We start from the raw sequence: 1,546 nt of genomic DNA on the forward strand, positions 1-1,546 counted from the left end.
CGGGGCTGGGTGGCGGTCATGCTCACCACGGTCACCCTTCCGGGAAGCTCCCGGAGGAGCGCCCGGAGGAGGGGCCAAAGCTCGGCGGGAAGGGTTTGCACCTCGTCCAGGATGAGGATGGCCCCCTCCGCCAGGGCGTGGAGGGGCCTGAGCCCGCTTCCCGGCCCCACCAGGGCGGGGAAGACTGGTCACCACCACGTCCCGGTCCCAGGTCTCCTGGAGGGCGAGAGCCTCCTCCACCGCCTCCTCCTCCCGTAGGCGGGCCAGGGCCAGGTGGTGGTGGACGAGGAGGTGGGTTTCCGGGTCAAGCCCTGCCCGGGCCAGAACGCCCCGGGCCTCCTCCTCCACCTGGTCGGCGATGGCGATGTAGGGGAGGGCGTACACCACCTTGGGAAGGAGGCCGGACTCCTCCCGGACCCGTTCCCTCAACCCCAGGGCGAAGCGGAGGGCGGCCAGGGTCTTCCCGGCCCCCGTGGGGGCGGTGAGGGTGAGGTGGGCGGGGAAGAGGCGCTCTAGAGGGGCTTCCAGGGCCCGGGCCACCCCCCGGAAAAGGGCCTCCCGGTGGGGGCCCAAGGGGCCGGAAGGCCCTTTGGCGGCGAGGTGGGTCTCCACGGCCCGGGGCGGGATGGGCCTAGGTGCAAGGGGGAGGGCCTGGCCCGCAAGCCTTCGGTCGGCGTCCAGGAGGGCGGAGTAGTCCAGGAAGGGCCCGGGGTCCGGCAGGCCCAAGGAGGCCGCGAGGGCGCGGAAGGCCCCGGTGTCCAGGGCCTTTAGCTGCTCAGGGAGGACGCTCCACGCCCCCTCCTTGGGGCGCCTGCCCTCGGCCAGGCCCGGGGGGAGCCTTTCCCAGGGGGAGGAGAGGCTTCCGTGGTGCTCCAAGACGGCGAGGAAGAGGAAGAGGGCGTCCCCCTCGAGGCCCCTCCTCCTGGCGGTCTAGGCGGCGAAGAGGGCCCCCAAAAGGGCGTGCCAGGTGAGGGGGTCCCCTTTCCGCCGCTTCCCCTAGAGCATCTCCTGGAAGTAGGGGGTGGCCTTGCCCAGGTCGTGGCATAGGCCCGCAAGCCTCCTTTGGGGGCCGAGGCCTAAAGGGGCGAGGAACCTCTCCGAAAGCCGCCCCACCCCAAGGAGGTGCTCGGCCAGGGGTTCCTCGGGGTTCACGCGGGCGAGGAGGGTCATGCTTAGAACCAGCTTAGGGGATGCGGTATGCTGGGGGCAATATGGGTCCAATCACGGGGGGAAGGCTTAGGCTGCGCTTCCACGCCGAGGGGCGCCTGCCCGTGACCTACCGGGAAGGCCTCCAGGCGGCCCTTTACCGCGCCCTTCCCAGCCCCCTCGGGGAGGCGCTCCACGACCGCGGCCTGGTCCCGGGAGGGCGCCCCTTGAAGCTCTTCGTCTTCAGCCGCCTCCTGGGCCTGAGGTACCTGCCCGAGGCCAAGGTCTTCGCCGCCGAGGGGGAGCTCACCCTCTACTTCGCCTCCGCCCTGGGGGAGGTGCTTTGCGGGTCTTGGCGGCCCTCCGGGCCTTTCTGGTCTCCCTGCTCCACCGCCGGGGG

2 protein-coding genes and 1 pseudogene are annotated in these 1,546 nt (G+C 71.9%); 1 reads left to right on the plus strand and 2 read right to left on the minus strand.

The annotated features are described in order from the left end of the window. Positions 1–876 (minus strand): DEAD/DEAH box helicase (locus tag ABJK26_RS09185; RefSeq protein WP_347241985.1); only part of this gene is annotated, 876 nt, incomplete at its 3' end. A gap of 120 nt (positions 877–996) precedes the next feature. Next, complete coding sequence (locus ABJK26_RS09190; protein ID WP_347241986.1) at positions 997–1,170, minus strand: CRISPR-associated endonuclease Cas3''; 174 nt, start codon at positions 1,168–1,170, stop codon at positions 997–999. A gap of 41 nt (positions 1,171–1,211) precedes the next feature. Between ABJK26_RS09190 and ABJK26_RS09195 the strand changes: the two are divergent. After that, positions 1,212–1,546, plus strand: a pseudogene (locus tag ABJK26_RS09195) (hypothetical protein); the annotation flags it as partial.

Source organism: Thermus sp., assembly GCF_039793865.1.
Taxonomy (GTDB): Bacteria; Deinococcota; Deinococci; order Deinococcales; family Thermaceae; genus Thermus.